Origin of the sequence: Victivallis vadensis (assembly GCF_003096415.1) — a bacterium.
In the GTDB taxonomy this organism is placed as follows: Bacteria; Verrucomicrobiota; Lentisphaeria; order Victivallales; family Victivallaceae; genus Victivallis; species Victivallis vadensis.
In genome coordinates this window covers 1-6658 of sequence record NZ_QEKH01000068.1, presented here as the reverse complement: position 1 = coordinate 6658, position 6658 = coordinate 1, and the positions used below count along the sequence as shown (strand labels likewise).

Genomic DNA, 6658 nt, shown 5'->3' with positions numbered 1-6658 from the left:
CCCCCAAACTGGAAGTCTAACACCAAATAATTTTTCAATTTTTCCCTTTCAAGACACCGGAAATGCCTCAGACATGTAGCTCATTGGGCGCATACTTAGCGATGAAAATTTTATGACTGCGGATGGTGTGACGATTGTAAAAGTAAATGCACGGTCTTTTTCAAAGGTAGCGTGCATTTACTATAACAAAAGAAGTATGAGCGTTAATCATTTTTTGCTACCGAATTTTGAAAGATCACCTACTTCATTCCACCCTATTTTTATCATATTGAAACTGATAAAGTCATCCAGCAAATATGCGTTTTCTCCCGGCGCAATAAGCTAGGCGTTTGTATACTTTTTCTCAACCTCAGACCATAAATTCTGAGAAAAAGAAAATATATCTGTTCCGCTTGGTTTTCGTTCAAGTATTTGTCTGTAGATTTTCGACGATTGAATATCTTTTTCAAAACACTCCGCGTATGCTCTTAACCTATCTTCCAAGTAAATGCAGGGAATTTTTATGTCAGTTTTCTTTTGATATAAAAAAGCAATTTTTCATTTTGTGGTATGCCCTAAATCGGCTGCATCAATAACAGAAAGATTCCCTTCGACAGCAGCGTTTACAATGGAAAGGATTATTCCTTTGATTTTTTTTAAGCCTCGCTCGCTGATTTTCCGTATTTTTCGAGCCATTTGTATTTATCACTTTTCAAGAAACCTGCACCTTCATCCTTTGCGCTTTTGCGTTCGGATCGAACCCAAAAACACCAAATTTGAAAGCAGAACTGTCCCAAATAGAACCCAAATCTTCGGCCTTTTTTCCACAATAACAAAAGCTATCTTTGCTACCGAGTGTGTTATATTCCTCCACTGTTATTGCCCACAATTTTTCTATAGGCCAGCGTTCAATGAACTGATCCCATATTTCAAAACGTTCTTGTGATATTAATTCAGCCATTCAAAAAATCTCCTTCCCTGTGTTATCCAATTACCAGTTCAGTATTATCCGTCCACATTTCGCACTGGCTGATTACGGTTTCCAGAGCTTCTTCCTGACCTTCGGGTGGATATTTGTATTTTTTCAGCAAGCGTTTTACCATTGAACGCATTTTGGCTCTGGCTGTCTCTTTTTTCTGCCAGTCAACGGTTCTATTTGAACGGAGCATTTCTGTCAGCTCTTTGGTGATTGCCACCAGCTGATCGTTGTCATAAAAATCCTTCACCGCTTGCGGTTTTGTCAGAGCATCATAAAAAGCAATTTCCTCAACGGACAATCCCAACTGATTACTGCAGTCAACGGCAGCTGCGATTTCGGCAGCCATCTTTTTGAGTTCTTCGATCACTTCTTCATTGGTCAACATACCATTGAGATATGCGTTCATAGCTCTCTGGAGTTTCTCTGAAAAGAGCTCTGATTTTACGACGTTAGTGTGACGATAAACGGAAACCTGTTCTGCTATCAGTTTTTTCAGAATTTCAATAGCAACATTCTTTTCCTTCATTTTGGAAATCTCTTCCAGAAACTTCGGATCAAAAAGCGAAAATCCCTCTTTTATGTCAGCAAAGAGGTTGATGACACCATCGCTTTTGATACTCTGTTTCAGAAGCTCATTGATCCGTTCATTGATCTCCTTCAACGAAAAGTGCTTGGGATTGCTGGTGATACGGGTAAGCATGGTTCTAACGGCTTCAAAGAAAGCCGCTTCATAACGCTCGCTATGCGGAACGATACTGCGACAAAGTGAAAGAGCCTGGCGGAGCAACAGCCCTTCTTTGATAAACAACTCTTTCTTTTTCGGATCCTTGGGATCAGAAAGGAAGTTCATGCCGCCAATAATAAGCTGGGAACGCTCAAGATCTGTTCCGTCCATAAAGTTGGCATAATCGAATCCATGAAAAAGATCCCGGCAGACTTCCAGTTTTTCCTGAAACTTGGGAAGTGCGGCTTTGCCAATATCGGTGTCGCCGTAATTGCTCTGGTCGCGCTTGGAATAATCGTTCATCGCCTGTTTCAATGCGCTGGCAATGCCGACATAATCGACAACAAGTCCGCCTTCTTTGTTTTTGAACACACGGTTCACGCGAGCGATCGCCTGCATGAGATTGTGTCCGGACATGGGCTTATAAACATACATCGTCGCCAGAGAGGGAACATCGAAGCCAGTCAGCCACATATCAACGACAATGGCGATTTTCAAAGGATCGTCGTTGTCTTTGAACTTCCGAGCAAGTTCATCTTTGCGGGACTTGTTGCCGATGATGCTGCGCCATTCTTCCGGATCGTCGTTGCCTGAAGTCATCACAACTGCGATTTTTTCGTTCCACTCCGGACGCATTTCCAGAAGTTTCCGGTAAATATCCATTGCAATCGGGCGGGAATAAGCCACGATCATCGCTTTGCCGGTCAATTCCTGTGCCCGGTAGTTTTCGTAGTGATCCACAATGTCGTTGCAGAGAGCTTCTATGGTCTGCGGAGCACCGAGGATACTTTCCATTTGCCCCAGTTCTTTTTTGCTTTTTTCGATGGCGTGAGCTTCGGCGTTTTGAGCCAGAAGTTCATATTCTGCATCAATCCGTTTCAAGATATTCTGGTCAAGGTTCAGATGGATTACGCGGCTTTCATAAAACACTGGGCGGGTAGCGCCATCTTTGACAGCCTGAGTCATGTCGTAAATGTCGATGTAATCTCCGAAAACCTCGCGGGTGTTGCGGTCTTTTTGTGAGATCGGAGTACCGGTGAAACCGATAAATGTGGCATTTGGGAGGCTGTCCCGAATGATCCGGGCGGTTCCGATGTGGATTTTACCGTCCTCATTGATTTTTTCAAAGCCGTATTGTCCCCGGTGAGCTTCATCGGCCATAACCACGATATTGCGCCGTTGAGAAAGGGCTGAACCGGATTCCTCAAACTTCTGCATGGTGGTGAAGATAATACCGTTTGCTTCCCGGTTGGTAAGAAGTTCTTTCAGGTTCTCCCGGCTTGAAGCCTGTTGCGGAATTTGCCGGAGGAACTCCTGACATTTGGAAAACTGCCCATAGAGCTGATCGTCAAGGTCGTTGCGGTCGGTCAATACAACAATGGTGGGACTGTTGAGTTCCTGTTGGAGCAAGTGAGCATAAAAGACCATTGAGAGAGATTTACCGCTGCCCTGCGTGTGCCAGAAAACGCCGCCGCGACCATCGGTTTGGGTGGCATTAACAGTGGAAACAACCGCTTTGCGGACAGCATAAAATTGGTGGTACCCGGCAAGGATCTTCGCATCATTGCCATTGTCGCGGGAGAAGCAAATGAAGTTCCGCAAAATGTCAAAGAATCGCTGTTTTTCCAACATACCTTCAAAAAGCACATTAAAATCGGCAAAGGCAGTGCTTTCGGTTTCGCCGTCAACGGTTTTCCATTGCATAAAACGATCTTCGCCGGAGGTGATCGTTCCGACACGGGTTTCCGCCATATCGCTCATAACACAGAAAGCATTGTAAACAAAGAATGACGGAATTTCCAGCATATAGTTGCGGAGCTGCCGGTATGCTTCCGAAGCATCTGTTTCTTCCCGTGACGGAGATTTCAGTTCAATAACGACCAGCGGCAGACCATTGACAAAGATTACCACATCGGGGCGTTTTTCGGAGTGTTCCTGAAAGGTCCACTGATTGGCAACAATAAAACTGTTACGGTCAATATGGTCATAGTCGATCAGGTGGACACGCTCATATTTCTGCTCGCCATTGTGAAAATAGGCAACTTCAATACCATTTTGCAGATAATCAGTAAAGATGATATTCCGCTGTTCCAGTTTGCCGTTTTCGATATTGCGGAGTTTGAACAAGGCTTCATTGATCGCCGCCTGCGGGGCACCCGGATTGACTGCGATAAGAGCCCCTTCCAAAACCTCCGAATACAACGGATCGGTATAGTCCCGAACAACGTCCGGCCCGTGAACATGGGTATATCCGAGCTGCTCAATCAGCTGGATCACCGCATTTTCATAATTTGCTTCTGTATATGCCATATTTTATACTCCGCTAAAAAATTCAGTTCAATTAAAAAGAGAATTGAATTCTGTTTCATCAGACATTTTTTCTATCAAAAGTTCAACCCATTTTTCTGTATAAAAATATTGTTCACAAGGTTCATCGTAAATACAATACTCTGCTTTGGTTCTTTCTGGATGTTCTGACTTTGAATCAGGTCGAACCGCATATTTTTTCCAACAACGCGTATGCGTATCAAAATTAAACTTGTCTATCAGTTTGTTATTTTTTGTCAATTTTACATTTCCAAGTGCCTCTTGAACCCTTCGAACAACAGCTCCAGGCTTTAATGTTCCCTTATTGGCAACAGAATAAGTAATATGCTTTTCTTTTACCAGAGCTGCTATACGTTGAACCTTATCTTTTTCTGCATCAGACATTTTATCAAATGGATAAAACTGAATAGGCATTGCATCCGCAGAAGAATGATTGGCAACTTGAATCAAAAAAGCCTTAAAAGCATATTCACCACTTTGTAGAATGTCTGTTGATATTGCTGATCTGTAAGTATCAATAAAATCTTTTACATTTTTTAGTTTCGCACTATTTACTACAGCGGCACGCATATTTGAGGGGGATGGAAACATCTGCAATGAAAACGATAATGATTCTCTTAAACAATATCTTTCTCCAAACTCTTTTTCTAAAATTTTATCAAAATTCAACAAAAAAGACTGACATTCGGCGAATATATCTGTATCAATTTCCGGAAATGATTTATGCTCTATTTTATTTCGTAATGGGATGAAAAATTCTATATTTTTTCTTATCGCACAATTCTCTGTTTTAAAATATTCATCAACACAAGTTTGCAACTCCCAATACCAATATTCTCCGTCAACTTTCTTGAATTTTGATGAATTTTTCTGCCGATAATATGGTTTGATTCCTTTACGGAAAAATATTGCATGAAAAAGCGATGTCCAAGCAATTGTCATTAAAACAATATATCCACCAGACTTAAATTTCGTTGCTGGTTTATTATATGTTTCAACAGCAAGTAATGCTGAATCTATTGCTTTCTCAATACTCATTTTTACCTGAAATGGTAGACCTCGTGACATATTTTTTTCTCCGCTAAATTGCTATTTAGACTTCCTTTAGATCCGGCAGAAAAATTGTCCGATCGGTTACTTCTGACAGAACCTTCATTTGAGAAATCGCCACTTTGTTTAATCTCATCAGCCGTTCAGATTGAGGCAGTCCATCATTGATAAAAACAGAGTTCAGACTTTCAAGGTTGGAAAGACAGATCAATTCATTGATTGTGGCATAGTCCCGGATGTTGCCTTTTTTATCCGGATTGGCATCTCTCCACTCCTGAGCAGTCATTCCAAACATTGCCACATTCAACACATCTGCTTCGTCTGCGTAAACAATAGAAACTTTTTTGCGGTCCAATTCCGGCGGAATAAGATTTTGCTTGATTGCATCAGTATGAATCCGGTAATTCAATTTGGCAAGTTCCCGCTTTGCAGACCAGCCCAGCAGTTTTTGTTCTTCATCTTTTAAGCGTTGGAATTCACGGATCAAATAGACTTTGAATTCTGGACTGATCCACATGGCAAACTCAAAAGCAATATCTTTATGGGCATAAGTTCCGCCGTAACGTCCAGCTTTTGAAATGATCCCGATTGCGCTGGTCTTTTCCATCCATTCCTTTGCACTCAAGCGATAACTGTTGAGCCCAGCCTGACTTTTTATTATGTCGAATTCGGCACAATTAAAATCCGGATTATACACTTTCTCCCATATTCCCAGAAATTCAATGGTATTACGGTTTCGCAGCCAGTTGGAAAAGAAATATTCCCCATCCTTTGCTTTCAGCATATCAGTCAGAGAAATATAATCTTCCTCATTGAATTTGATTGTACGGATTTCTATTGCATTTACAAGTATTTTTGCCATAAAAGTTTCTCCTGAAACGTATTTACACCTGAACTTTCGATACGTCAATCTCGCCCGACATCAGTTCCGGCAATAATGCGTCACGCAGTTGCGCCAGTTTTTGCATTTCCATTTTTTTTGTTTCAATACTTTCCCAGAAAAATGAAGTTAAATAGTCAAAATCTTTTAACACTTTGTCCGGCGGAAGTATTATTTTTATTGCATTGAGTATATCTGTTGTCATACTTGGTACAGCAGATCCACTGTTCATGGAAGTAAGATCCAGTTTTGACAGTATGTGGTACAAATATTTTGCAGCTCCTGTTTTTCGAGGAACAGAATAAAACATTGTGTCAACAGTCCAAAACTCGCCTGTTACACGCATGACATTATTTAAAGTGCCCTTTCGAGGTATTAACACAGATTCACCATTGTAGAGCGCTTTCTCAACATGACGCATTAGTCCGCCAGAACCATAAACAGGAATCGCGCCGTCTGCCAACTTTTTGTGCTCCTTTCCGTATCGAACCTCAAGCATATCTTTTAAAGTGCCGACTTGCCATCCGGCAGGAATCTGACCCAGCTCTGAATCGACAAACTCGCCATCTCGGAACGGTTCGAAATCTATAAACCAGGACTTGAAAATCGCCTTTGCCTGTTCTTCCAAATTATGGTTTATTTTAGAAATGTTTTCTATCTTTTCGTCTAAAGCAGATAATACAGAAACTATACGCGATTGTTCATTCTGCGCAGGTAC

Annotated in this window: 5 protein-coding genes; all 5 read right to left on the bottom strand. The window is 41.5% G+C overall.

Going from position 1 to position 6658, the window contains the following annotated elements; all coding sequences use genetic code 11:
* Positions 1-691: 691 nt before the first annotated feature.
* Positions 692-940 (bottom strand): hypothetical protein, encoded by a 249-nt coding sequence (locus C8D82_RS20290; RefSeq protein ID WP_116886120.1) that lies wholly within the window; start codon positions 938-940, stop codon positions 692-694.
* Between the two features lie 22 nt (positions 941-962).
* Complete coding sequence (locus tag C8D82_RS20285; RefSeq protein ID WP_116886119.1) at positions 963-3992, bottom strand: type I restriction endonuclease subunit R; 3030 nt, start codon at positions 3990-3992, stop codon at positions 963-965.
* Positions 3993-4019: 27 nt separating this feature from the next.
* Positions 4020-5078, bottom strand: coding sequence for a DUF3644 domain-containing protein (locus C8D82_RS20280; protein ID WP_116886118.1), 1059 nt, complete (start codon positions 5076-5078; stop codon positions 4020-4022).
* Positions 5079-5103: 25 nt separating this feature from the next.
* Positions 5104-5922: a KilA-N domain-containing protein gene (locus C8D82_RS20275; RefSeq protein ID WP_116886117.1), complete on the bottom strand. Its 819-nt coding sequence runs from the start codon at positions 5920-5922 to the stop codon at positions 5104-5106.
* A gap of 22 nt (positions 5923-5944) precedes the next feature.
* On the bottom strand, positions 5945-6658 hold a 714-nt coding region (locus tag C8D82_RS20270; protein ID WP_133245323.1), incomplete at its 5' end, for a restriction endonuclease subunit S.

What these genes read in the sequence shown, in the direction of transcription:
- C8D82_RS20285 (WP_116886119.1), bottom strand. Translation starts at nt 3,992, where the DNA reads ATGGCATATACAGAAGCAAATTATGAAAATGCGGTGATCCAGCTGATT.
- C8D82_RS20290 (WP_116886120.1), bottom strand. Translation starts at nt 940, where the DNA reads ATGGCTGAATTAATATCACAAGAACGTTTTGAAATATGGGATCAGTTC.
- C8D82_RS20280 (WP_116886118.1), bottom strand. Translation starts at nt 5,078, where the DNA reads ATGTCACGAGGTCTACCATTTCAGGTAAAAATGAGTATTGAGAAAGCA.
- C8D82_RS20275 (WP_116886117.1), bottom strand. Translation starts at nt 5,922, where the DNA reads ATGGCAAAAATACTTGTAAATGCAATAGAAATCCGTACAATCAAATTC.